The sequence below is a fragment of the Collinsella sp. 4_8_47FAA genome (genome assembly GCF_000763055.1).
GTDB lineage: Bacteria > Actinomycetota > Coriobacteriia > Coriobacteriales > Coriobacteriaceae > Collinsella.
Genome location: NZ_KN214138.1, coordinates 1 through 22,629 on the forward strand (window position 1 = coordinate 1; position 22,629 = coordinate 22,629).

General features: G+C 58.6%; 19 protein-coding genes. 13 read left to right on the forward strand and 6 right to left on the reverse strand.

The features are described from left to right. Positions 1-138 precede the first annotated feature (138 nt). On the reverse strand, positions 139-606 hold the full coding sequence (locus HMPREF9463_RS09040; protein ID WP_035138718.1) for a hypothetical protein: 468 nt from the start codon (positions 604-606) through the stop codon (positions 139-141). Positions 607-883: 277 nt separating this feature from the next. On the opposite strand from HMPREF9463_RS09040, the gene HMPREF9463_RS09045 reads away from it, so the two are divergent. Then, positions 884-1,315, forward strand: coding sequence for an Hsp20/alpha crystallin family protein (locus tag HMPREF9463_RS09045; RefSeq protein WP_035138719.1), 432 nt, complete (start codon positions 884-886; stop codon positions 1,313-1,315). Between the two features lie 81 nt (positions 1,316-1,396). Here HMPREF9463_RS09045 and HMPREF9463_RS09050 read toward each other — a convergent pair whose 3' ends face one another. After that, positions 1,397-2,206 carry an MBL fold metallo-hydrolase gene (locus HMPREF9463_RS09050; protein ID WP_035138720.1) on the reverse strand — a complete coding sequence of 270 codons (810 nt, stop codon included), beginning with the start codon at positions 2,204-2,206 and terminating at the stop codon, positions 1,397-1,399. Positions 2,207-2,254: 48 nt separating this feature from the next. Between HMPREF9463_RS09050 and tilS the strand changes: the two genes are divergently transcribed. The 5 genes from tilS to HMPREF9463_RS09075 all read left to right on the forward strand — a co-directional run bounded on the left by tilS (position 2,255) and on the right by HMPREF9463_RS09075 (position 8,984). Further along, positions 2,255-3,793: a tRNA lysidine(34) synthetase TilS gene (gene tilS, locus HMPREF9463_RS09055; RefSeq protein ID WP_198019970.1), complete on the forward strand. Its 1,539-nt coding sequence runs from the start codon at positions 2,255-2,257 to the stop codon at positions 3,791-3,793. A 147-nt stretch (positions 3,794-3,940) separates the two neighbouring features. After that, a complete protein-coding gene (gene hpt, locus HMPREF9463_RS09060) occupies positions 3,941-4,489 on the forward strand; it encodes a hypoxanthine phosphoribosyltransferase (RefSeq protein ID WP_035138721.1) in 549 nt (182 codons plus the stop codon). Between the two features lie 61 nt (positions 4,490-4,550). Continuing rightward, positions 4,551-6,623 (forward strand): ATP-dependent zinc metalloprotease FtsH, encoded by a 2,073-nt coding sequence (gene ftsH / locus HMPREF9463_RS09065; RefSeq protein WP_232219797.1) that lies wholly within the window; start codon positions 4,551-4,553, stop codon positions 6,621-6,623. A 189-nt stretch (positions 6,624-6,812) separates the two neighbouring features. Further along, positions 6,813-7,997 (forward strand): pyridoxal phosphate-dependent aminotransferase, encoded by a 1,185-nt coding sequence (locus tag HMPREF9463_RS09070; protein WP_035138723.1) that lies wholly within the window; start codon positions 6,813-6,815, stop codon positions 7,995-7,997. Between the two features lie 165 nt (positions 7,998-8,162). Beyond that, positions 8,163-8,984: a phosphatase gene (locus HMPREF9463_RS09075; RefSeq protein ID WP_035138724.1), complete on the forward strand. Its 822-nt coding sequence runs from the start codon at positions 8,163-8,165 to the stop codon at positions 8,982-8,984. 78 nt (positions 8,985-9,062) lie between these two features. Here the strand turns inward: HMPREF9463_RS09075 and rlmD are convergent, their stop codons facing one another. After that, positions 9,063-10,511, reverse strand: a complete 1,449-nt coding sequence (gene rlmD / locus HMPREF9463_RS09080; protein ID WP_084591870.1) for a 23S rRNA (uracil(1939)-C(5))-methyltransferase RlmD — start codon at positions 10,509-10,511, stop codon at positions 9,063-9,065. 349 nt (positions 10,512-10,860) lie between these two features. On the opposite strand from rlmD, the gene HMPREF9463_RS09085 reads away from it, so the two are divergent. The 4 genes from HMPREF9463_RS09085 to HMPREF9463_RS09100 all read left to right on the forward strand — a co-directional run bounded on the left by HMPREF9463_RS09085 (position 10,861) and on the right by HMPREF9463_RS09100 (position 15,658). Continuing rightward, positions 10,861-11,721, forward strand: coding sequence for a transporter substrate-binding domain-containing protein (locus HMPREF9463_RS09085; RefSeq protein ID WP_084591871.1), 861 nt, complete (start codon positions 10,861-10,863; stop codon positions 11,719-11,721). Positions 11,722-11,875: 154 nt separating this feature from the next. Continuing rightward, the gene (locus HMPREF9463_RS09090; RefSeq protein ID WP_035138726.1) at positions 11,876-12,514 is read left to right on the forward strand and encodes an amino acid ABC transporter permease; all 639 of its coding nucleotides are present in this window, start codon (positions 11,876-11,878) and stop codon (positions 12,512-12,514) included. Next, positions 12,507-13,271, forward strand: a complete 765-nt coding sequence (locus tag HMPREF9463_RS09095) for an amino acid ABC transporter ATP-binding protein (protein ID WP_035138728.1) — start codon at positions 12,507-12,509, stop codon at positions 13,269-13,271. The genes HMPREF9463_RS09090 and HMPREF9463_RS09095 overlap by 8 nt, the downstream gene beginning before the upstream one ends. Before the next feature lie 311 nt (positions 13,272-13,582). Then, positions 13,583-15,658, forward strand: a complete 2,076-nt coding sequence (locus HMPREF9463_RS09100; RefSeq protein WP_035138729.1) for an elongation factor G — start codon at positions 13,583-13,585, stop codon at positions 15,656-15,658. A 128-nt stretch (positions 15,659-15,786) separates the two neighbouring features. Here HMPREF9463_RS09100 and HMPREF9463_RS10540 read toward each other — a convergent pair whose 3' ends face one another. After that, a complete protein-coding gene (locus HMPREF9463_RS10540; RefSeq protein WP_052044207.1) occupies positions 15,787-16,752 on the reverse strand; it encodes a DNA/RNA non-specific endonuclease in 966 nt (321 codons plus the stop codon). 412 nt (positions 16,753-17,164) lie between these two features. Between HMPREF9463_RS10540 and HMPREF9463_RS09110 the strand changes: the two genes are divergently transcribed. Next, on the forward strand, positions 17,165-18,859 hold the full coding sequence (locus HMPREF9463_RS09110; protein WP_052044208.1) for an ATP-binding protein: 1,695 nt from the start codon (positions 17,165-17,167) through the stop codon (positions 18,857-18,859). A 296-nt stretch (positions 18,860-19,155) separates the two neighbouring features. Here HMPREF9463_RS09110 and HMPREF9463_RS09115 read toward each other — a convergent pair whose 3' ends face one another. After that, the gene (locus HMPREF9463_RS09115; protein ID WP_035138731.1) at positions 19,156-20,034 is read right to left on the reverse strand and encodes an ATP-dependent sacrificial sulfur transferase LarE; all 879 of its coding nucleotides are present in this window, start codon (positions 20,032-20,034) and stop codon (positions 19,156-19,158) included. A 173-nt stretch (positions 20,035-20,207) separates the two neighbouring features. Here HMPREF9463_RS09115 and HMPREF9463_RS09120 point away from each other — a divergent pair, with 173 nt between their 5' ends. Then, on the forward strand, positions 20,208-20,858 hold the full coding sequence (locus HMPREF9463_RS09120; RefSeq protein WP_035138732.1) for an HAD family hydrolase: 651 nt from the start codon (positions 20,208-20,210) through the stop codon (positions 20,856-20,858). A gap of 113 nt (positions 20,859-20,971) precedes the next feature. Here the strand turns inward: HMPREF9463_RS09120 and HMPREF9463_RS09125 are convergent, their stop codons facing one another. Then, positions 20,972-22,084, reverse strand: coding sequence for a LacI family DNA-binding transcriptional regulator (locus tag HMPREF9463_RS09125; protein WP_035138733.1), 1,113 nt, complete (start codon positions 22,082-22,084; stop codon positions 20,972-20,974). Between the two features lie 198 nt (positions 22,085-22,282). Between HMPREF9463_RS09125 and HMPREF9463_RS09130 the strand changes: the two genes are divergently transcribed. After that, on the forward strand, positions 22,283-22,629 hold a 347-nt coding region (locus HMPREF9463_RS09130; protein WP_035138807.1), incomplete at its 3' end, for a helix-turn-helix domain-containing protein.

Genomic DNA, 22,629 nt, shown 5'->3' on the forward strand with positions numbered 1-22,629 from the left:
GCCGCTGACCGGTGGACGGCACCGAGCCGTCATCGAACTGAGAAGGGGGAGGCCTCGCGGCCTCCCCCTTTTTTGCGTTTGTGTGGCATAAATGACTCATTTACGCCAGACGATTTAATTCTTTTTGGTATTGAGCTTTTATTTAAAGAAAATAAAACGAATAACAAGGGCAACTGCTATAGCCGCAATGATCAAAAGCAGGATTGTCATTCGATGCTGCTTGCGTCGTTTACTTGACGAAACGAAGATCGATTTTCCTTGTTTTGGCGTTTCGAGATAGCGAGCCGAATGCGTCAAGGTTTGCTTTGGTCGAGGACCTCTTTGTTGATGAGCGGCGGATGCTTTCAGTGGCTCATCACTAGCTGCGCTGTTTTTAGATAATGGTGCGTCTTTCAGATATACGGGGTCTCCCGAGGCGACGCCCATATGTTTACGTCCCGTTTGGGCATCCTCGAGCGTTTGATATCGATTTCTCGTCACATACTCGGGCTCCGGATCATTAATGGGCTCTTGTGAGATGTGGGGGCGATGGAACCGTGGCGGCTGCGTGGAAGTATCTTCCCCCTGCGTCGGCATAAACATTTTGTTCTGGTTTTGTTCGTCCATGATGCCCTTTAGCTCGTTACCAACAACGTGTACGCGCTCATTGTAAGCCCCTTGTTATTTGTAGCTGGGGACATACTCGGTATTTAAGCTCTGGTTCAAAGAACCTTAACCTTCCTAAAACCTGAGTCATATGCACTTAGATATGCTTATAGTACTGGACTCAAAAAACTTTATAGTCGATGTATATATGAGCACTGGGTGGGCATATATAAGAGCGTCAAAAGAAGTCCCAGTCACCTGGAAGATGACTCGGCAGTCCTATAAAGGAGTGGTAAACATGGCAAGCATGGTTCCTTATCGTTCGGTTTTTGGCGTTCGTCCCTCTGCAAGCTCGCTGTTCGATCTGTTTGATGATATGAGCGACCTAGCGAACAGCTCGATTGCCTCTAAGGCGTTCCCCGTTGACGTTGAGGATAAGGGCGATGGCTATGAGGTCAAGGCTTATCTGACCGGCGTCGCCAAGGACGATATCGATGTCGAGCTTAACGAGGGCCGTCTGTCCATTAGCGTGAATGTCGAGGAAGACGAGGAGAACGAGGGCAAGAACTTCCTGCAGAAGGAGTTCAGCTCGTACAGCGCGACGCGTGGCGTGTATCTAAAGGACGCTTCGAGCGAGGGCCTCTCGGCTAAGTACGCTGACGGCATCCTGACCGTTACCGTTCCCAAGATCGTCGAGAAGAAGAACGTTACGAAGATCTCCATCGACTAACTTCGTTGGTGTTCTGTGCTATTAAAAGATACAAAAGGGGCTGGGAAGCGATTCCCGGCCCCTTTTGCTATCTAGAGTGGTCTATACAATGGTTGCCGGTTGATACTGACTCGCAGGGCGTATCGAGAGCTTTCGTGGCCTTTGAAGAAGGGTGGCGGAGCTGCCGAGCTCGTCATCCAGGGTTGCGGCTAGAGCTTTGGCATAGCTTTTGACGGTAAGGCTCGGACGATTGTTATCTTGGCTGATATGCATGGCAATGAGCTGTTCGGTGCGATCGGTAACAAGTTTGCGCGCGGCTTCGGCGGCTTGGCCATTGGAGAGGTGTCCCCTTGCAGACAGGATGCGCTCCTGAAGAAAGTGGGGATATTCTCCCTCGCGCAGCATGGTCACATCATGGTTGCTTTCGAGCGCGAGGACTCGACAATCTTTGAGGGTGTTCATGGCTTGGCTCGATAGCTCTCCGGTGTCGGTGGCAAAGCCGATGGAATCATCGAGGGTGTCGAATCGATAGCCGACTGGATTGATGACATCGTGTGACGTTGAGTAGGTTTGCACGTGGATGCCGGCAATGGATAGGGTGTCACCGGGATCGAATTCCTCGACAAGCAGATGCGAAAGATTTTCTTTGTTCGAAAGAGTGCCCCTGCTGGCAAAGAGGGGGCCGTGCCAGTGCTTGCACCAGACATCGAGGCCCTTGATGTGATCGCTATGCTCATGAGTAATGAGAAGAGCCGAGACGTTGTCTGTCGAGAGCCCCAGTTCTGCCATGCGCTTTAATGTCTCGCGGCGAGACAGTCCGTCATCGACCATAATGAGCCCCCGGGGGCCTTCGATGAGCGCGCAGTTGCCTTTTGAGCCGCTGCCGAGGATATGAAGGTGCAGACGAGACATAAGATTCCAAAGGATACAATGGGTGCGGACGAATAGAGGAGGAAGCAAATGCCTACGGTATCACAGCATTACGGACACCATGCCGTGCCCGGGGCAGTCGATGAGACCCGAACGAGGCAGCAGGCTGCTCCTGTCGTGCTCATGGTATCAGGCGGCGCGGACTCGACGGCTTTGCTCCTTATGGCGTGCACATCAAAGTTGGATATTCTGGATGGGCGTGGTGTGGCCCCCATCGCGCGCGAGCGACTGCACGTGCTGCATGTGAACCATCATCTGCGCGGCGAGGCATCCGATGGCGACGAGGCCTTCGTGCGTGAGCTCTGCGCGCAATATGGTCTACCGCTGTGTGTTGAGCATGCCTATTTTGATGATGAATCGGGCAATATCGAGGCGGCTGCCCGCGAGGTGCGCTATGCCGCGGCGCGAAGGTATGTTCGAGAGCTCTGCGCCCAGACGGGGGCACCGCGAACGGCGGCTCGTATCTGCACCGCGCACACGTCTTCGGATCGCGCGGAAACGTTTTTGATGAACGCGATTAAGGGTTCGGGGCCCGCTGGCCTATCGAGCATTCCTCGCCGGAGGAATATCGTGGTGCGTCCCTTGCTCGACCTGACTCACGGCGAGTTGGTGGGCTATCTGCAGGTACATGGTCAGCCGTGGCGTGAAGACGAGAGCAATGAGGACATCTCGTATCTGCGAAACTACGTGCGCCATCGAGTGATGCCGGTGGTGGCGCAGCGCAACGCGAGCGTCTGCAAGACGATTGGCGCCGCCTGCGAGATCTTAGGCGATGAGGACGCGTTTTTGTCTCAGCTTTCGGCACAGGCGTTTCGAAGCTGTTTGCGCAAAGAGGCAGCGGGCGCGCTGGTGCTCGATGCCAGGCGCCTTGCTGCGGCCGAGGTGGTAATCGCGCGGCGCATCGTGCGACTGGCGATTAAGCGCATCGATCCGGACGCTCGTCCAGAGATGCGACATGTGGAGCGAGTCCTTTCCTGCGTTGCCGAGGGCGCCGGCTCGGTCACGCTTCCGGCGGGGATTGACGCACGCATTGAGTTTGGCATGCTGGCGTTTAAGGCGCCGGTGGCTCGCGAGGGCCTGGTCGCGGACTGGGTTACCGTGCCCGGTCGTTTGCCGTTGGGCGGGGGACGTATGCTGGTCACAGAACCAATAGCCGTTGAGCCGGGATGCGATATCGTGCGCCGCGCCCGTGAGCTTGCGGCTGCCGGGGAAGTGACAGCTTTGGTAGACGCGGCTGCCCTGGGTTTTGCCGACAGCGATAGTGAGCGGATCCTGGCGGGCTCGCGTGGCGAGATCCCTGCCGAGGCGCGATTGGCGCGCCTGTGGGTGGACGGTCCCGCACCGGGAGACGTGATGTGCCCGTTAGGGATGAGTGGCCGAAGCAAGAAAGTATCCGACTTGCTAGGTGAGGCTCGCATTCCCGTTTCCGAGCGCGCCGGCGTGCCCATGGTGAGGACGGCGCCGGGGGGTGCCGTGGTGTGGGTCGCCGGAGTTCGCGCGGACGAGCGTTTTAAGTGCACGGCCGCAACGCGCGTGGCATATCTGCTCCGCGTGGTCGATGCGGAATAGCGTCCCACGCCAGCTATTCTGTGCGACGTTGACGGTATTCCCGCGCTGATGGCGTACGGGCTGGAAAATATACCCCGTGCGCTGCTAGAATGTGAAGTTCGCGTCCATACGGCGGTGTGTGGGCGATAAGCACAAGAAAGGGTTGTCATGGCTTCTCAACATCCGGATATCGAGAAGGTTCTGTTTACGCAGGAGGATATCGACGGTATCGTCTCTCGCCTAGGCGAGCAGATTACGCGCGACTACGCGGGTAAGGATCTGGTGCTGATTGCGGTCCTGCGCGGCGCCGTGGTCTTTATGGGCGACCTGATGCGCAAGATCGAGCTGCCGACCAACATCGATTTCATGGCTGTTTCGAGCTACGGCGACGGCGTGAAGTCTTCCGGCATCGTGCGTATCATTAAGGACCTGGATATCGACATCCGTGGTCGCGACGTGCTGATCGTCGAGGACATTCTGGACTCGGGTCTGACGCTCAAGTATCTGATGAAGAACCTCGAGAGCCGCAAGCCCGCTTCTCTGGAGGTCGCCGCCTTCCTGTGGAAGGACGTTGAGGACCGCGTCTCGGCCATCACGCCCAAGTATGTTGGAACCCATTGCCCCGATGCCTTTGTGGTGGGCTACGGCCTCGACTATGCCGAGCGCTATCGTAACCTGCCGTATCTGGGCATTTTGAAACCGGAGGTTTATTCGTAAGATGCCCGACGACCGTAACGATAACAATTCCCAGACTCCCCGGGAGCCTAAGATCCCGGGGATGCCCGGAGGCAAGAAGCCCACGCGTACGGGCTGGCTGTATTTTATTTTGGCTTGCGCACTTCTGGGCTACGCCTTCTTTAACATGGGCTCCGGCTTTGCCAATTCCAGCAATACCGTAAAGCTCGCGACGAGCGAGATGGTGAGCGCCATCAAGCAGGATCGCGTCGAAGATCTGACCTATACGGTTCAAGACGGAAGCGTGACGGGTCATTACTGGAAGACGAAGAAGGACAAGGGCGATACGAGCGAGCTCAAGAGCTTCTCCTCGACCTATGTCGGCTCCGATTCGCTTGCCGAGCTCATGGCGGAGCACCCCGACACTAAGTATATCGTCAACACCAACGATCCCGATTTTTGGGGCGACTTGGCGATGAGTGTGCTTCCGACGATCGCCCTTATCGCCATCATGTTCTACTTTATGCGCCAGATGATGGGCGCCAACAACAGGAACATGCAGTTTGGCAAGACCAACGCCAAGACCAACGAGGCCACGCGCCCCAAGGTCAAGTTTGAAGACGTTGCCGGCGTGGACGAGGCAGTCGAGGAGCTCGAGGAGATCCGTGACTTTTTGAGCGATCCGGATCGCTATCGCAAGCTGGGCGCCAAGATCCCGCGTGGCGTGTTGCTGGTTGGCCCTCCGGGCACCGGTAAAACGCTGCTGGCCAAGGCCGTTGCCGGCGAGGCGGGCGTGCCGTTCTTTAGCATCTCGGGCTCTGACTTTGTGGAGATGTTCGTGGGCGTCGGCGCCAGCCGCGTGCGCGACCTCTTTAAGGAGGCCAAGTCTCAGGCCCCGTCGATCATCTTCATCGATGAGATCGACGCCGTGGGACGTCAGCGCGGAGCCGGCTTGGGCGGCGGTCACGACGAGCGCGAGCAGACGCTCAACCAGCTGCTGGTCGAGATGGACGGTTTTGAGGAGAGCGAGTCAGTCATCCTGATCGCTGCGACCAACCGTCCCGACATCCTGGATCCGGCGTTGCTGCGTCCCGGTCGTTTTGACCGTCAGGTTACGGTCGACCGTCCGGATGTGAAGGGCCGCGAGCAGATCTTGCGCGTGCATGCCGAGAACAAGCCGATGGACGAGGACGTGAAGTTTGAGAAGCTCGCACAGATGACCGTTGGCTTCACCGGCGCCGATTTGGCAAATCTGCTCAACGAGTCTGCGCTGCTTGCTGCCCGCCGCCATCGTTCCGTGATCTCGATGGACGAGGTCGAGGAATCGATGGAGCGCGTGATTGCCGGTCCGCAGCGCAAGGGTCGCGTGATGACCGAGGCCGAGCGCACCACGATTGCCTACCACGAGAGCGGTCACGCCCTGGTGGGTCACATCCTGGAGCACTCCGATCCGGTTCACAAGATTTCGATCGTCAGCCGCGGCCAGGCTTTGGGTTACACACTGCAGCTTCCGCAGGAGGATCACTTCCTCAAGACCAAGAACGAGATGCTCGACGAGCTCGCCGTGTTCTTGGGTGGCCGCGTTGCCGAGGAACTCATGTGCGATGACATTACATCGGGCGCGAGCAACGATCTGGAGCGCGCGACCAAGATGGCGCGCGAGATGGTCACGCGCCTGGGCATGAGCGAGGAGCTTGGAACGCAGGTGTTTGGTGAGGCGCAACATCAGGTATTCCTGGGCCGCGACTATGCCGACCATCAGGATTACTCCGAGGAGACGGCGCGCCGCATCGATATCGAGGTTCAGCGCATTATGCGTGAGGCCCATCGTCGTGCGGTCGAGATCCTGGATGCCCGTCGCGATCAGCTCGACCTGATGGCCAAGGTGCTGCTTGAGCGCGAGACCGTCGAGGGCGATGCCGTGAACGCCCTGCTCGACAACGAGTGGGATGTCTACCTTGAGCGCGAGGGCGATATCCTGGCGGCCAAGGAGGAGCGAAACGCCAAGGCGGCCGGCATGCCGACCAAGAAGCGTGCGCCTCACATGAGCGAGGAGGAGCTGGCGGCTGATGCCGCGGCATTTGCGCAGGCGGCTATGCAGGAGGATGCCGAAGCCGCATCCGATGATGCCGATGATGACTGTGCCGTCAATGCCGGTGCCGACACCGACAAATAGTTCTTGTAACAAAAGCCTCCGCGGGGAGACCTGCGGAGGCTTTTTCTTTTGAGCGATATGAGGCCGTCTGTTGATTGGGGACAGACTTAAATGAGCGTTTTCACGCATTTAAGTCTGTCCCCAATCAACATTGCTGCGGCACTTTGCTCGGCTAAAGCGTACAATAGCGCCTATGCGAAAGGGGAACAGATGATCAACGAAACTATGTATGCTCGCGGTGCGGAAAGCTCCATCATCCGTGAGATTTTTAGCTATGGCCTTGAGCGCAAGGCGCAGATCGGTGCGGAAAACGTATTCGATTTTTCGCTGGGCAATCCGAGCGTTCCGGCGCCCGCTGCTGTGGCTGAGTCGATTAAGAAGGCCCTGGAGCTGCCGAGTGACCAGTTGCACGGCTACACCCCCGCTCCGGGCCTGCCGCAATGTCGAGTAGCCGTCGCCGAATCGCTCAACCGCCGCTTTGGCACGAGCTATGAGGGCAAGGATGTCTTTATGACGGTGGGTGCCGCGGCTTCGCTCACCTGCACGCTCAACGCCGTTACGAATCCGGGCGACGAGGTCATCGTTATCGCTCCGTACTTCCCGGAGTATCGCGTGTGGATTGAGAAGGCCGGCTGTACGTGTGTCGAGGCGCTCGCCGATGAAGATACGTTCCAGCTGAGTGTGGACAACGTGCTCAAGGCGATTACCGATAAGACGGCTGCCGTCATCATCGACTCGCCCAACAATCCGACTGGCGCCGTATATACACGCGACACGCTGACGCGACTGGCCAATGTTCTGCGCGAGGCCAACGCTCAGCGCGATCCTGAGAATCCGATTATGCTCATCTCGGATGAGCCGTACCGTGAGATCGTGTACGGTGCCGAGGTGCCTTGGGTGCCCTCGATCTACGAGAACACCGTGGTGTGCTACTCGTATTCTAAGTCGCTTTCGCTGCCGGGCGAGCGCGTGGGGTGGATCCTGGTTCCCAATACGAATCCTCAGGCAGCTCGTCTTATGCCCGCCGTTGCCGGTGCTGCCCGTACGCTGGGCTTCGTGTGCGCGCCGGCGCTCTTCCAGCGCGTGATTATCGATTGCATCGATGAGCCGAGTGACGTTGAGGCCTATGCACGCAACCGCACGGCGCTCACCGATGCCTTGGCGGACTACGGCTATACCTATGTTGAGCCGGACGGTGCTTTCTACCTGTGGGTGAAAGCGTTGGAGCCCGATGCGAATGCGTTTTGCGAGCGCGCAAAGAAGTATGAGTTGCTTGCGGTTCCCTCGGACAGCTTTGGTATGCCGGGTTGGTTCCGCCTGGGCTATTGCGTGAGTTACGAAACGATTGTCAATTCGCTACCCGCTTGGAAACAGTTGGCGGACGAGTATCGTTAAAAGTAAAGCGCTCTGCCTACAATGTTTTACGTGAAACGGGGTTTGGTGTTAAGCCGGACCCCGTTGTCATGGACGTTGTGTCTTTGGGATGGAGTGGTTTTACGACTATCGAAGGCTATGCGTACAATGAATATAAGCGACGGCCGTGCCAGATAAGGAGACCTGATGCCCTACCTGCTTTCTTGTGACATTCATACCCATACGATGTTCTCTGCGCATGCATATTCGACCATTGAGGAGAATGTGTACTGGGCGGCAGAGCGTGGCTTGCAGGTGCTCGGATCCGCCGACCATCTGAGCTCTATGGTTACGGCTTGCCCCAATGACCTGCGCAGTTACCAGTTCTTTATCAACCAGGATATCTGGCCGCGCATTTGGAGCGGCGTGCTAGTGCTGCGTGGTGCCGAGGCCGATATCGTTTCGCTAGACGGAAGCCTGTTTGGCGAGGACACTCCTGTCACGCTCGATATTGCCGGCGATTCGTACAGCCGTCAGCATTCGCTGTTCGATTTGGTTACGCGTAATTTGGATTATTTGGTTGCAAGCGTGCATAATCCGCAGATTGCTGAAGGCGCGACGCTGGCCCAGACGACCGAGATGTATATCAACGCCTTGGAGCACCCCAAGGTGTTCATGCTGGGTCACACGGGACGCTCGGGCGTGCCGTTCGATATCGACGAGGTGCTGTTGGCGGCTAAGGCCAAGCACAAGATTATCGAGATCAACAACCATAGTCTTGAACACGGTATCGACACTGAGCATTGGGCCGCATGCCGCAAGATCGCCGAGCGCTGCGCCGAGCTGGGCGTGGGCATTGGCGTGTCGACCGATGCCCACATTGGCATGGCCATTGGCAAGCTCGATCACGCGCGCAAGATGCTCGACGAGATTCACTTCCCGCTGGATTTGATCGTGACGCGCGACCGCGAGACGCTGCTGCGCGAGATGGCGGCAGCCGGCGTGTGCGATCTGCGCAAGGGGATGTAGCGGAGTTTATAAACCAAGCGAAGGGGGCGGCCCAGGCGGGTCGCCCCCTTTCTTGTCCCAAAAATCTACTGAGGTTGGTTAGCGGCGTTCGAGGACCGCTACGGTTTCGGTGTGGTCGGTGTGAGGGAACATGTCGACGGGCGTGATCTTGAGCAGGCAATAGCCTCCGTCGAGGAGCTGATGCAGGTCGCGCTCTTGAGTTACGGGGTTGCAGCTGATATAGGTGATGCGGCGCGGCTTAAGCGCGCAGGCAGCTTCGAGGAACTCGGGGGTAGAGCCGGCGCGCGGCGGATCGATGGAAAGGACATCGACCCGCTCGTTGTTATCGGCGGCATCCAGGATGCAATCGGTGGCGTCGTCGGCCATAAACCAGGCGCTGCGGGTGAGGCCGTTGAGCTCGGCATTGCGACGTGCGTCGGCAATGCCCGCCGGGTTGCGCTCCACGCCGAGCAGCATAATGCCGATGCCCTTTTTCTGGGCATCTTTAACTGCGCAAAGACCGATGGTACCGCTGCCACAGTAGGCATCCATGAGCACATCGCCCTGGTGCAAATCCATGCCGTCGATAGCGAGCTGATAGAGCAGCTCGGTCTGTTGCGGGTTGGTCTGGTAGAACGCGGTGGGGGAGATATCGAACTCGCAGCCGAGTAGCTGGTCGCGCATGCACTTGGCGCCATACACGATGCGGGTTTCCTCGCCGAGGATGGCGTTGCCGGGGCGTCCGTTGATGTTTTGGGCGACGGTGACGATGCGCGGATCGAGTGCGGCGACGGCCTCAAAGAATTCCTGCGCATGCGGTAAGTCACGCTGGGCGGTCACGAGCGTAACCATGACCTGGTCGGTACGCCAACCGCAGCGGATGACGGCATAGCGAAGCAAACCAAGATGCTTGTCCTCGTTAAAGGCGGGAATATGCAACCGCTCAGCTTCGCGTGCGATGCCGTTGAGAATCTGACGAGCGCCCGACGCCTCGACGGGGCATTCGGGTACGGCAACGATCTTGTGCGTGCCGCGCTCAAAGAAACCGCAACGGACAGCGCCCTCCTTACCGGGAGCAAAGGGAGTGGCAGCCTTATGACGAAAGCCACGCGGCGCAGGATATTTACCCGGGTCGCCCAGGGAGACGCCCATACCGCGAATGGGGTCGACGCTAATACCCTCGCGCTCGCAAAGCGAAGCAAAAAGCTCCTCCATGGCGGCCTGCTTGGCTGCCAACTGCTTTTTATAAGGACGATTGAGTGCCGTGCACCCACCGCAAGATTTCATGATCGAACAGGGAGACTTGGGGTCCACGGCCTTACGCGCAGACGAAACCCGATCTTTATGCGAGTGCTTGGAGCGAGTCTGAGATGCCTTATCCTCGTTCCGACGAGAGCCGGGACGCTTGGCCTTAGCCTTGCCCTTGGCCGACTTACCCTTCGCGTCCTGAGACGACTTGGATTTCTTAGAAGATTTTTTCTCCTCTGGCCCCTCAGCCGCCTCGATCAAAGCACGACGAGCCTTACGCTCCGCACGAGATTCTGCCATGAATTAACCCCACTAATTTACAAATTGAAATCTGAAAGCATTGTACCGTGCCAAGTTAGCAGACGATATGCAAGCGCCTATTTCATGTCAGTGATAAGTCCAACGATGTTTGCCCGGCGTGGGCGGGGAGCGGCGCGTAATTAAGTTTATCGCGAGTTCCGCACGCAAAGGAAAGCACTTAATGTGCTTTCCGTCTTGCGCAGGACTGTAGAGCAGGAAACTTAATTACGCGCCGCTCCCCGCCCACGCCGGGCAAACCCTCCCTTGTACTTTATCAAGGTAGAGTGTATGATTCTGAACGTTACATGACTCACTTTACCTAACTAAAGTGCCATCAAGGGGGAATACCATGAATACCGATATGTCTCGTCGTCAATTTGTTGGTCTAGCCGGCTCGCTCGCCACGGTGCTGGGCCTTGGTCTTGTCGGTTGCGGCGGTGGTGCCGGCAAGGGCTCCGCTGCTGGCTCTGCCGCGGCCAAGGATGCGAAGGGCGCTGCGGAGTCCAAGAAGCTCGTGGTGGGCTTTGATAAGTCCTATCCTCCGTACGGCTTTGTGGGCGACGATGGCGAGTACACCGGCTTTGATCTCGATCTGGCCAAGGCTGTTGCCGATAAGCAGGGCTGGGAGGTCAAATACGAGGCCATCGACTGGGATGCCAAGGATACGCTGCTCAACTCGGGTGCCATCAACTGCATCTGGAACGGCTTTACCATGGAGGGTCGCGAGGACGACTACACGTTCTCCGAGCCGTACATGCTCAACGAGCAGGTGCTGGTAGTAAAGAAGGATGCGGGCATCAAGAGCTGGGACGATCTTGCCGGCAAGACCGTGATTACCCAGACCGATTCCGCTGCGCAGGATGTGCTCGAGGGTGACCAGAAGGATCTGGCGGCGACGTTTGCCACGCTCGACACGATCGGCGAGTACAACACGGCCTTTATGCAGCTCGAGAGCGGCGCGGTCGATGCCGTGGCGTGCGATCTTTCGATTGCCCAGTATCAGCTTGCCGCCAAGCCAGATGCCTATACGCAGCTTGATGAGCCGCTGTCCAGCGAGCACTACGCCGTTGGCTTTAAGAACGGCGACGCCAAGTCCGCCGACGCCGTGACCGAGTCGCTCAAGGCGCTCTACGAGGACGGCACGGTTAAGGACCTGTGCGATAAGTATGCGAGCTACGGCCTGTCCTTCGACAACTGGGTTCTCAAATAGCCACAGCACCCAACCTTGCGGCTCCAACCCTCCTCGCGTACCAAAGTACGCTTCGTCGGGCTTGTCGCTCGCAATCTTGGGCACTGTGCCTATTTGAGAATAAGATCAGCCGTTCTGTTGCTGCGAAGGAGAAGGTAGGTTGTCTATTCAGGTCATGATGCAGATGCTCGGCCAGGGATTCTTGGTCAGTTTGCAGTTGTTTGTGCTGACGCTGCTGGGGTCGATTCCGCTGGGAATTCCCGTGGCGTTTATGCGCATGAGCAAAATCGCGCCGCTTCGCTGGATTGCGCGCATCTATATCTCGGTCATGCGCGGTACGCCGCTCATGCTGCAGATGTTTGCCATCTACTTTGCCCCGTATTACGTGTTTGGCATTTCGCTCACGCCCGATTCCAAGTGGACGGCGTGTGTTGTGGCGTTCATCATCAACTACGCCGGTTACTTTGCCGAGATCTATCGCTCGGGCCTTCAGTCCATTCCGCGCGGTCAATACGAGGCAGCCGAGGTGCTGGGCTATTCGCGCATGCAGACGTTTCTGTATATCGTGATGCCGCAGGTCGCCAAGCGTATTCTGCCGGCGATGGGCAACGAGATCATCACGCTGGTCAAGGACACGTCGCTGGCGTTTGCCATTGGCGTGGGTGAGATGTTCTCGACGGCCAAGGCGCTGGTCGCCTCGCAGGTGAGCATGGTGCCGTTTGCGATCGCGGCGCTGATTTACTGGGTCTTTAATTTCGTCGTCGAGATGCTGCTGGGCGCCGCCGAGAAAAAATTGGATTACTACCATGATTAATTCGGTAATGAATATATCGAACGCGCGTAAGGCGTTTGGCGGCAATGAGGTGCTCAAGGATATCTCGCTTGAGGTGAAGCGTGGCGAGGTCGTGGCGATTATCGGGCCTTCGGGTGGCGGCAAGTCCACGCTGCTGCGGTGTGCCACGCTGCTCGAGACACTCGACGGAGGCTCGCTCTCGTTTGGCGACCTTGCCGTTGCGACGGATGCGGGTTCGGGCGCGGTCTATGCGAAGGGCGATGTGCCCAAGCAGGCGCGCTCGCGATTCGGCCTGGTGTTCCAAAATTACAACCTGTTCCCGCACTATACCGTGATGAAAAACATCATCGACGCGCCGATCCGCGTGCTTAAGCGCCCGCGCGAGCAGGCGGAAGCTCGTGCGCATGAATTGATTGCTCAGATGGGGCTTGTGGGCAACGAGAACAAGGTTCCGTGTGAGCTTTCGGGCGGTCAGCAACAGCGCGTGAGTATTGCCCGCGCCTTGGCGCTCGACCCGGAGATCTTGTTCTTTGACGAGCCGACCTCGGCGCTCGATCCCGAGCTGACGGCCGAGGTACTGCGTGTCATTAAAGACCTTGCCGCGCAGAATATGACGATGGTGATCGTGACCCACGCAATGCAGTTTGCGCGCGATGTTGCCGACCGCGTGGTCTTTATGGATGGCGGCCGCATTGTCGAGGAGGGTCCTGCCGAGCAGGTCATCGACCATCCGCGTGAGCAGCGCACCCGTGAGTTCTTGAGCCGTATCGAGGGATAGGCTCAGGTATTATACTCAACTATTAATTGAGGCGAAGCCGCCGCAGGTCTTACGGTCTGTGGCGGCTTTTTGTTTGCATCGACGGGGTTCAATAATCGCCTCACAAGCTTGTCTCTTCCTCTCGCCGCCTGTATTCATACGTGCGCCGAAAGGTATGCATGGACAGCCGCCCGTGAGGGTAGGGTGGTGGCATAGGACATTTGGAGGGTGAGTCGGCTCGGCCGCCGACCATGCTGCTCCCGGGATGGCACCGACCGCGAACTCTCCCCGTTGGCGTCGCGCATTGTGCGCGGCCCTGCAAGGAGGTCATCATGGGTGCTCCCAAGACCGGTAACGTAAGGAACGTGGTGCTCGTAGGCCAAGGCGGGGTGGGCAAGACTTCACTCGCCGAGGCCATGCTCCACCTTTCCGGCAAGACCGCCCGCCTGGGCGGCCACGACGGCACCAAGCCCACGCTCGACTATGACCCCGAAGAGGTCAAGCGTTCATTCTCCATCTCGACGACCATCGCGCCGATCGACTGGAAGGGCGCGCGCATCAATGTGCTTGATGCCCCGTGCTACCCCGATTTTATCGGCGACGCCTTTGCCGCGATGAGCGTCTGCGAGACGGCTCTGTTTGTGGTCGACGCCGAGGCCGGCCCACAGCCTACGACGGTTAAGCTCTGGTATGCCGCCGAGGACCTGCGTCTGGCGCGTGCGGTGTTCGTAAACCGCCTGTCGCGCTCCGAGGCCAGCTTTGCGACCACGATGGACCTGCTGCAAGAGCGCTTTGGCACGCGCCTGGGCGCCGTGACCCTTCCCTGGGGCGAGGGCGAGGACTTTGACGGCATCATCGACCTGGTGCGCATGAAGGCGCGCCATTGCAACGGCACCGAAGCCGTTGAGTCGGAGATTCCCGAGGAGTATCGTGCCCAGGCCGAGGAGGCCCATGACCATCTGTGCGAGCTGGTGGCCGAGGCCGACGATGAGCTGATGATGAAGTACCTGGAAGGCGAGGAGACGCTGACGCAGGAGGAGCTTGAGGGCCTGCTGTCGAAGGCGATCGCCGAGCGCATCTTTGTGCCGGTCTTTGCGGGCGATTGCATTAAGGAGCAGGGCGTCAACTCGCTGATGGACGACATCGCGACGTACTTCCCGGCGCCGACCGACTACGGCGAGATGCCGCTCATCGACGGTGATTCGCTCAAAATCTCGAGCGACGATGACCGTCCGGTGGCGTTTGTGTTTAAGACGTTGGCCGATCCGCAGCAGGGTCGCATCAGCTTTATCAAGGTGCTGACGGGTACGCTTGAGCCGGGTCTTGAGCTGATCAACGCGCGTACCCGCAAGGGCGACCGTCTGGCTCACCTGTATGTGATGTGCGGCCGCGATATGACCGAGGTTGGCCATGCCTATGCCGGCGACATCATCGTGGCGCCCAAGCTGGCTGCCGAGACGGGCGACACGCTCTCGATTACCGGTAAGGTCGAGGCCGCGGCGTTTAAGTTTCCCAACTCGCAGTACCGCATTGCCATCGAGGCCGAGAACCGCGGCGACGAAGAGAAGCTCTACACGTTTATCGAGAAGGCCTGCAAGGCTGATCCGACCATGAGCATCGACCGCGACGAGGAGACCGGCCAGACCATTATCTCCGCCGTGGGTGAGGCGCAGGTTTCGGTGCTGCTCAACCGTCTGGAGGATCGCACCAAGGTCGTGGCCAAGAGCGTGCCGATCCGCATTCCGTATCGCGAGACCATCCGCCGCACGGCGAGTGCCCAGGGCCGCCACAAGAAGCAGACTGGCGGTGCCGGTCAGTATGGCGACTGCTGGCTGCGCGTTGAGCCACTCATTGGGCCCGACGGCACGAGCGATGGCTATGAGTTTGTGGACGAGGTCGTGGGTGGCCGCATCCCGCGCTCGCTGATCCCCGCCGTGGACAAGGGCGTTCAGGAGACTATGAAGGACGGTATTATTGCCGGCTACCCGCTTACGGGCATTCGCGTGGCTGTGTACGACGGCTCGTATCACAGCGTCGACTCCAACGAGATGGCGTTCCGCGCGGCGGCTCGCATCGGCCTGCGCAAGGCGTGCGCCGATGCCGACCCGGTGGTGCTAGAGCCCATCGAGGAAATTACGGTGACTATTCCCGAGAGCTACGCCGGCGCTGTGATGGGCGACATCTCGGCATCGCGCGGCCGCGTGACGGGCATGGAGACCGATGAGCGCGGCGACACCGTGGTCATCGCCCAGGCGCCGCTGGCCGAGCTGACGGATTATTCGACGCGCCTGCGCTCTATCACGCGCGGCACGGGCGACTTTACCATGAAGCCCGCTGGCTATGAGCAGGTTCCCTATGACGTTCAGGCCAAGCTGGTCGAGCGCTATGAGGAGGGTCGCGCCAAGTAGCGTGTGGCGTTGCCTGCAACATGCGTGCCGATGCAAGGGCCGCTCTGGGTAACCGGGGCGGCCCTTTTTGATCCCTTGGGGACGGAGGAAAACGGATCATTTTAGGTTTTGGGGCAGCTTGGTCGGTCCTAATCTCCCGAGGCCTGGTTGCGGCCGGTAGCGTAGTCGATCTGCACGTGCGGCTGCAGGTTGTAGCAATATACGTGGAAGCAGAGGGTCTTGCCGTGGTCCTCGACCGATTGCGCCTCAAGGCGCATGCCACGGCAGACAAGTTCCTCTTCGTTATACATGGGCGTGACGCGGTAGAGCACATGGTTGCCCGTATCGCGAATATAGTTGAGAATCTGCTCTTCAAACGGCAGCATACCCGTCTCGTTGAGATAACGCGTGCCGGTGAGGAGATTCTTGCGATTGGCGTTCTCGCCGCAGAGTGACCAGGCGATAAGGTGGCAGCGGTTGTAGAGGCTCTGGCCCGGAATAAAGTCGTAGCGCTGCTGGTGCCAACCGGCAGGATGGATACGCGAGATATCGCCGCGCTTGCCTTGACCGAGTGACTCGGGGCCCACGCAGGCGAGCGCCTTGCGAGTGCGGCCCAGGCTGTCGAGCTTGGAGAATTTCTTAAAGCAGCCCTCTTCGGTGGCGCGATCGTATTCATCGAGTGTGAATGATGGCGTGCCGAGCGGGTGCGTGCTGTCGGCGCGAAGGGCAACGTAGGGGTTGCCGGCGTAGTCGGGAATGCTGCTGAGGTATACGCTGCGGGCGCGGTTAAGGTCGGGGTTTTCGACCTCGCCGATGGGGGTGGTGGAGCTGTCCTCGGAAGCGGCATCACCGGTGTCGGGTGCGGCGGATTCGGAGCCATCGCCGGAGTCCTCGGAGCTCGCCGTTCCCGATTCGAGCCGAGCGACCAGGCCTGCCTCGTCCTCGGTGCGGCTGGGACTCTCGTTTTGCTTTTCGGCCAGAGCCGCCGCCTGTTCATTGCTTTGCGGCGACAGCAGCTTGGGCGCCCCGTCGAGCGATCCCGTAAACAGCGCAAACCCCAGCACCACGGCGGTGCCGATGGAAAGTACTTGCTTGTAGGTGGACTTGCGCGACATTGAGGCTCCTGGATGGACGGTTGGGAATCTACCAGTCTAGCAGGAGCCGCCGAGGGTCGTTCTATCGAACAAATACTCAAGATTTGGGATAGACGCTACAGATTCATTTGTCTCATATGGAGCTGCGGCAGTTGTTGATGTGGGGCTATTCGGCGTTTCCCCAGATAAAACCTGCCAAAATAAGCCTGTCCCTTTTTGGCAGGTTAATCGTGAGTTATTTCACCGCAGCTTAAGGTACGGTTGGGATGTGCGCACTTTAAAGAGAGGAACCCATGATTAGAGAGGTCGCGTTCGTCTCTCTAAATGTCTCTCTAAATGTCTCTCTAAAATAAGATGCTTATCTCTCTAAAGTTAGAGAGATAAGCTATACTTTAGAGAGATAAATCTATCGTTTTAGAGAGACGGAATGCCAATGCTGCTGGATGAACCTCTTGGCCTTATTGTTGAGCGCCTTCGCAGGCGGGGGACTGATGACGCATCGGTAGAAGTTAAAGCCTGCACGAATAAATTGAGCGCAGACGTATGGGAGACAGTGAGCGCTTTTGCGAACACTGCGGGTGGGCTCATTATTTTGGGCCTGAACGAAGCCGAAGGATTTGTTCCTTCGGCTAACTTTGCTATCGATAGGGTGCGCGATCAATTTGTTTCGGGTATCGGAGACGGAGGCTCAGCGGCAGTGGTGACCCATGCGCCGCGGTACGAGCTTGATCGAGGCGAGGTCGACGGGCTCCAGGTGCTTCTGGTGCGCATCTTTGAACTTGAGCTTAAAGCGAAGCCTTGCTATATCGGCGCGCGCGGCGTGCAGAACGGTAGCTACAAGCGCGTGGATGATAAAGATATCAAGATGTCACCCGCTGAGCTATATGAGCTGCAGAGTGCGTTGCTTCCGAGCGATGCAGACGGCACGGTGGTTTCGGAGGCAACGGTCGAGGATTTGGATCCAGATGTCGTGCGGTCTATTATCGCAAATCGCCGGCTGCAGACCCCGCGCGTTTTGCGCGGGGCCGATACGCTGGAAAAGCAGCTGGTCAGACTCAATATCACTACAAAGGATGGTGCCGTGAAGCTCGCGGGGCTTCTGTCGGCGGGAATTTACCCCCAGCAGTTCTATCCCAAACTGATGATCGATGTCGCCGTTCATTCCGATGTGGAAAAATCTGCACCCGGGCAACCCCGGTTTATTGACCGCCAGTTGTGCGATGGCCCGATTCCGGCTTGCATCGAAGATGCCCTTGCCGCGATTGGACGAAACTTGCGCAAAGCGACGATAGTGCAAGGCGCTGGCAGAAGGGAGGATTGGGAAGTTCCCCAGGAGGTTTTGCGCGAGGCCTTGGCAAATGCCTGCATCCATCGAGAATATTCGCCCATGTTTGTGGGGCAGGCCGTGAGTGTCGATATCTATCCAGACAGAATAGAGATCAAAAACCCTGGCGGGCTTTGGGGCGGAAAGACGGTGGACAATCTTGCAGACGGGGAATCGCGCTGCCGAAACCCAAAGCTCATGAGCCTAATGGGGGCGACGCCGTTAGAGCATGCCGAGGGGGCCGTTGCGGAAAGCCAGGGATCTGGTATCCCGGCTATGATTCGCGAGATGGAGTCTCGTTCGCTTGGCAGGCCGAAATTTATCGTTAAGGCTGATTCGTTTACGGTGCTGCTTTCCCGGCACGGGGCGGAGCTTGCTGAAAACCGCACGTGGATTCAGAGCCATGTGGGCGCCGAGCTGACGGATCGCGAAGAAACATTGCTCATGTTTATGCGGGAGCATGGGTGCGTATGCGATGTTCAAAAAATACGAGAGGCCCTGAAGTGGGATTCGGATGACATTCGTCTGATCTGCGGGGACCTTGTCGATAAACATGTCCTGTCAAAATGTGGCAAAGACACGTTTGAGATTATCGATATGAGCAGAGAACCGTCAGCTTCGACAGCGGATAGGATCCTGGAGGCTCTCAGCGCCGAAGTGGATATGACGGCGCGAGAAATAGCGGTTGCATCGGGGGTCAAAATTTCGTCCGTCCGCTACCATCTGCCAAAAATGGCGGATAAAGGGCTCATCGAAGTAATGGGTTCATCGACGAGCCGCAACCGCCGCTATCGGAAGAAGTAGATGCAGCCGAGTCGCCCCTCTTGTGTCTCTCGAAGTTAGATGGGTGCTAGGGGGGCGACTGCCTCGCGATATTTCCCCAGATAAAACCTGCCAAAACAAACCTGTCCCTTTTTGGCAGGTCAGTTAACGCAGTGCAGGTTGAGCATATGCGAGCGAGCGGGCTCCGGGTGCGGCAAGGTGACGTGAAACAAGCGGGCGCTGACCTTTTGGTCGCGCCCGTGAAGTTGAACGTCAGATTGCCGTGCCCGGAGCCCGTGCAGCGCCGAGCAGTTGCGCCGTTTGTAAAACGGCGCAACCTACAGGTTCATGTTGCCGTGGATGTAGGGGGTGACCTCGGGGGAGATATGGTCGCAGCCCAGCTCGCGCAGCGCGGACTCGATGGCGGCGGGCAGCGGGGTTTTGCCCTCGGCGTCAACGGCGTTGCCACCGAGGGTAGCAATCTTGGCGACATCTGCGGGTGCGGCCTCGATATGCATGCAGCCGCCGATCAAGCGCGCGCGTACCTGTGCCAGATCAAGATCGTGCAGGTAATCCTCGCAGGCGCGGATTAAATCGACCTTCTCGCGCGTAAGCTCCTCGCCCGTGGGGACGCGGGTGGCAAGACATGCTCCCGCCGGCAGGTTCCAAACGGGATAGCCCCATGCGCGCAGCAGCTCGCGCTCTTCGTCCTTGGTAAAGCCGACCTCCATGAGAGGGGAGCGTACGCCGAGCTCTTTTGCCGCACGCATGCCGGGGCGGTAGTCACCGCGATCGCTTGCATTGCTGCCATCGATGACGGTGGGAAAGCCGAGCGACTTGGCGTGGTTGACGATGGCGGTAAAGCCGGCGTGCTTGCAGTGGTAGCAGCGATTGGCATCGTTGCAGGCTACCTGGGGGAGCTGCAGCTGATCCACCGAAAGATTGAGCATGGGGAGTTTAAAATGCGGTCCTTCATTGGCTTGTCCATCAACGGACCGCTCAAACGAAGCCTGCTCGGGCGTGCCGATGAGCGGCGTGGTGAGATGGACGAGGAGGGTATTGGTAGGCATGATGCGGGCGCATACGGCGGCCAAAAAGCTGCTGTCGACGCCACCGGAAAACCCGATAGCCACGCGCCCGTATGCCAAAAGCAGCTGTTCGAGCGCCGATAGCTTGTCTTGAAGCTCCTCTGCGGGTGCCGTGGTGTCTAAAATCATGAAACGATCCTTATCGTTGAGTACTCGATTGAAAACTATAATCCTAATGCGTTACTTGCCATAAGACTTCTATCTGTGTAACGAAAGTGCAATATGGTATATACGTTATATACAAGTTGTCAAATGCGGTAGAGTTGCGGCAATGCGACAGCGAGAGTCGATGGGGGACCGATATGATCAAGGCTGTTATTTTTGACATGGATGGAACGCTGGTCGATACCGAGCGTTTGGGGATTAGGGCCTGGAAGGCAGGCGCCGCTGAGCTGGGGCTCGCGATTGATGAAGCGCTGATCCATCAGTTTATCGGTCGCACGCTACCCGATGTCATGAACATCCTCGATAGGCATTACGGCAGCCACGAGACCGCCGAGGCGATCTATGTCCGCCACAAGGAGATTCGCGACGAGATGGTCAAGACCGATCTGGAGCTTAAGGCCGGCGCTGCCGAGTGCCTAGACGAGCTGTTGGCTGCGGGCTATCACGTAGGCCTTGCAACGTCATCGCGCCATGTTACGGCCGAGCGCAACCTTAAAGCATTCGGTCTTTTTGACAAGTTTGAAACGGTAACGTGTGGCGAGGACGTCGTGCATGGCAAGCCCGACCCCGAGATGTATCTGCTCGCCTGCGAGCGCGAGGGCTTTACTCCCGAGGAATGTGCCGTGGTCGAGGATTCGCGCAACGGCTGCGTCTCGGGCATTACGGCTGGCTGCCACGTCTTTGCCGTCCCCGATATCGTGCCGCTGCCGCAGGACGTGGTGGATGGCTGCGAGGCCGTGCTCGATACGTTGTTCGATCTGGCGGCGGCGGTCAAGGCCGTGCGTTAGACAATTGCGGCGTTGAAACGAGCAATTGCTTACGTTTGCGCTTAAACAAAAGGGGTCCGGCAATGGTCGGGCCTCTTTTGCTTGAGCGGCGACTTAGCATACTTGCGGGCGTGCTATAGATACGCACCGAGGTTGATGGCCGTGGCGTCGGTCTGGCTGCTTGCCTGGGTGCTGGCGCGTTCCAGCAGGAACGGACGTACCAGTTCTTGGCGGTTGATGTCCTCGGCGGCGGTGACTGCGGTGACGGTGCGCGCTGTAGAGCCGACGCGGATATGCTTGGTCTTTGCTGGGGCCTTGTTCTCGATTTGCTCCATGAGCAATTGAACGCCCTTGCGGCCAATCTCGTAGCCCGGGGGCGCTACCGTAGTGAGCGGGACCGATCCGCTCCAAGCGAGCGGGTTGCCATCGCAACCTGCTACGCGTACTTGCCCGGGGACGGCGATGCCTTTGTCGACCAGCGCCGAGATGACGCCCGAGGCCAGCACGTCGGTCAGGCCGACGACAAAATCGGGGCGTTCGTCGGCGGGGCGCGCGGCGATTTGGGTGCCGATGCCGTAGCCGTCGGCGGCGGTATTCCATTCGCCGGCGTCGATGACTTCGATCTTGATATCGGGATGTAGGGCGAGCGCCTTATGAATGCCAAGGACGCGCAGGGTGAGTTGCATAAATGCTGCTCGGCCGACGACGACAATATGGTGCGCGCCGCGGGCGATGGCGAGCTCGGCGATGATGCGGCCTTGTGCCTCGTTGTCGGCGGCCACGTAGTAGCCGGGCTCGGAGCAATGGATGTCCAGATGGACGATCGGCACGGGCATCTTGGTCAGGGCGGGGTGCCAGTCGGGGGATGCCATGGGCTGAACCATGACGCCGGACATCTGGGTGCCCATAAAGTAGCGCAGGTAATGGTCCTCGAGAATATCGTCGTTATCGGCGTTGGCGATGAGCAGGTCGTAGCCGTGCTTGCGGGCCTCGTTGTGGGCGCCGCTGGCGATTTGGAGTGAAAAGCCGTGGTCGAGACGGGGGAGCACCAGGCCAAAGGACTTGGTGGCGCCGCCCGCGAGCTGACGAGCGCTTTGGTTGGGCAGGTAGCCCAGTCGATTGATGGTTTCGTTAATGAGCTTGAGGGTCTCGGGACGCAGCTTTTCGGGGTGGTTGAGCGCGTTGGAAACCGTGCCCAACGAAACCCCGGCCTCGCGCGCGACGTCGCTGATTTTTACCTTTGCCATAGCGGCCCCTTTGATGCGTTTCAAGTACAAGCCAGATTGTAGCATCGCCCGCCCCTGAGGTGTCAAAACCCGCCTATTAGGGACAGGTTTATTTTGGCAGGTTTTATCTGGGCAAACGATGCTGTCAGACCAAACCACCACGAAGGTGCCTGTGAACTGCCTCCCATTTCTTGGACATCGGGAAATGGGAGGTTTTCCATGAGTATAGACCTCAGGGTGAAGCACGACCTGGAGTCCAGGAGGCGGGCCGTCGAGCTCTTCGACGCCGGCGTCGGCTGCAAGCCGGCGGCCGAGGCCCTGTCCGTCCCCCGCGAGACCGTGAGAGAATGGCAGTGGGTATACCGGGCGTTCGGAAGCGAGGCGCTGCTGTCCATGGGCGGGAAACAATCCAGGTACACATTCGAGCAGAGGGTCGCCGCGGCGTCGGCCGTGGTCGACGGCGGGATGGCGAAGGCCGACGCTATGGCCGAGTTCGGGATCAGGTCGAAGTCCCCGCTGGAGCGCTGGTGCAGGCTCTACCGCGAGGGCGGCGCCGAGGCGCTGCG

What these genes read in the sequence shown, in the direction of transcription:
- HMPREF9463_RS09040 (WP_035138718.1), bottom strand. Translation starts at nt 606, where the DNA reads ATGGACGAACAAAACCAGAACAAAATGTTTATGCCGACGCAGGGGGAA.
- hpt (WP_035138721.1), top strand. Translation starts at nt 3,941, where the DNA reads ATGGCTTCTCAACATCCGGATATCGAGAAGGTTCTGTTTACGCAGGAG.
- HMPREF9463_RS09100 (WP_035138729.1), top strand. Translation starts at nt 13,583, where the DNA reads ATGGGTGCTCCCAAGACCGGTAACGTAAGGAACGTGGTGCTCGTAGGC.
- HMPREF9463_RS09075 (WP_035138724.1), top strand. Translation starts at nt 8,163, where the DNA reads ATGCCCTACCTGCTTTCTTGTGACATTCATACCCATACGATGTTCTCT.
- HMPREF9463_RS09115 (WP_035138731.1), bottom strand. Translation starts at nt 20,034, where the DNA reads ATGATTTTAGACACCACGGCACCCGCAGAGGAGCTTCAAGACAAGCTA.
- HMPREF9463_RS09070 (WP_035138723.1), top strand. Translation starts at nt 6,813, where the DNA reads ATGATCAACGAAACTATGTATGCTCGCGGTGCGGAAAGCTCCATCATC.
- HMPREF9463_RS09095 (WP_035138728.1), top strand. Translation starts at nt 12,507, where the DNA reads ATGATTAATTCGGTAATGAATATATCGAACGCGCGTAAGGCGTTTGGC.
- HMPREF9463_RS09090 (WP_035138726.1), top strand. Translation starts at nt 11,876, where the DNA reads ATGATGCAGATGCTCGGCCAGGGATTCTTGGTCAGTTTGCAGTTGTTT.
- HMPREF9463_RS09050 (WP_035138720.1), bottom strand. Translation starts at nt 2,206, where the DNA reads ATGTCTCGTCTGCACCTTCATATCCTCGGCAGCGGCTCAAAAGGCAAC.
- HMPREF9463_RS09120 (WP_035138732.1), top strand. Translation starts at nt 20,208, where the DNA reads ATGATCAAGGCTGTTATTTTTGACATGGATGGAACGCTGGTCGATACC.
- HMPREF9463_RS09125 (WP_035138733.1), bottom strand. Translation starts at nt 22,084, where the DNA reads ATGGCAAAGGTAAAAATCAGCGACGTCGCGCGCGAGGCCGGGGTTTCG.
- HMPREF9463_RS09045 (WP_035138719.1), top strand. Translation starts at nt 884, where the DNA reads ATGGCAAGCATGGTTCCTTATCGTTCGGTTTTTGGCGTTCGTCCCTCT.
- rlmD (WP_084591870.1), bottom strand. Translation starts at nt 10,511, where the DNA reads ATGGCAGAATCTCGTGCGGAGCGTAAGGCTCGTCGTGCTTTGATCGAG.
- HMPREF9463_RS09085 (WP_084591871.1), top strand. Translation starts at nt 10,861, where the DNA reads ATGAATACCGATATGTCTCGTCGTCAATTTGTTGGTCTAGCCGGCTCG.
- HMPREF9463_RS10540 (WP_052044207.1), bottom strand. Translation starts at nt 16,752, where the DNA reads ATGTCGCGCAAGTCCACCTACAAGCAAGTACTTTCCATCGGCACCGCC.
- ftsH (WP_232219797.1), top strand. Translation starts at nt 4,551, where the DNA reads ATGCCCGGAGGCAAGAAGCCCACGCGTACGGGCTGGCTGTATTTTATT.
- HMPREF9463_RS09110 (WP_052044208.1), top strand. Translation starts at nt 17,165, where the DNA reads ATGCTGCTGGATGAACCTCTTGGCCTTATTGTTGAGCGCCTTCGCAGG.
- tilS (WP_198019970.1), top strand. Translation starts at nt 2,255, where the DNA reads ATGCCTACGGTATCACAGCATTACGGACACCATGCCGTGCCCGGGGCA.